The 719-nt window shown below is 34.2% G+C and carries 1 protein-coding gene; it reads left to right on the forward strand.

Annotated features, from left to right (window positions below):
- Positions 1–23 precede the first annotated feature (23 nt).
- Positions 24–437: a peptide deformylase gene (locus tag CP363_RS10495; protein ID WP_098036227.1), complete on the forward strand. Its 414-nt coding sequence runs from the start codon at positions 24–26 to the stop codon at positions 435–437.
- Positions 438–719 lie beyond the last annotated feature (282 nt).

Raw genomic sequence — 719 nt, forward strand, 5'->3', positions numbered from 1 at the left:
AACCCTTCTTTTTTTGTTATCTAATTTCTATTTACACAAGAATTTATACTGAACCATTTTTAAGACAAAAATCTGATTTAGCTGGCAAAAATGATTTACAAGTTGCGATAAACTTGCGTGATACGCTACTAGCTAATCGTGGGAAAGCTGCGGGGCTGGCTGCAAATATGATTGGTCAGACTAAACAAATTATTGCGTTTTATGCTGGCCCGCTTCCATTTGTAATGCTGAATCCGCGTATTATTCAAAAAAAGCAGATGTATCTTGCTAGTGAGGGATGTCTGTCACTAGAAGGCGAGCGTAATGTTCAGCGCTATGAAGAAATTACTGTTACTTATCAGAATATGGAGTTAGAAACAGTAACGCAAACTTTTGGTGACTTTATAGCTGAAACGATTCAGCATGAAATTGATCATTGCAATGGAATTTTGATTTGAATAGTAGAATATTTACGTGATTTTGCAAAAAAAGTAAAAAAATTTAAATTAATTTTGCATGGTTTCAGGGATGAAAACCCACAATTTTCGAATAATTAGATTTGAGAGAATAAAATACTTTTTAATTTAATGCAAAGATAAAGGAGAATATATTACAACACTACCTAGTGTATCGTGAAGAACCCGAACGAAGAGCAAGACTTGCCAAAGCAGAGAAAATAAGGTAAATTAATAAAGTCGCTTCGAGAGATGCGACGAGAGCTTAAAAACAGACATGTAAGG

This window comes from Lactobacillus sp. UMNPBX12, from assembly GCF_002553955.1.
In the GTDB taxonomy this organism is placed as follows: domain Bacteria; phylum Bacillota; class Bacilli; order Lactobacillales; family Lactobacillaceae; genus Lactobacillus; species Lactobacillus crispatus.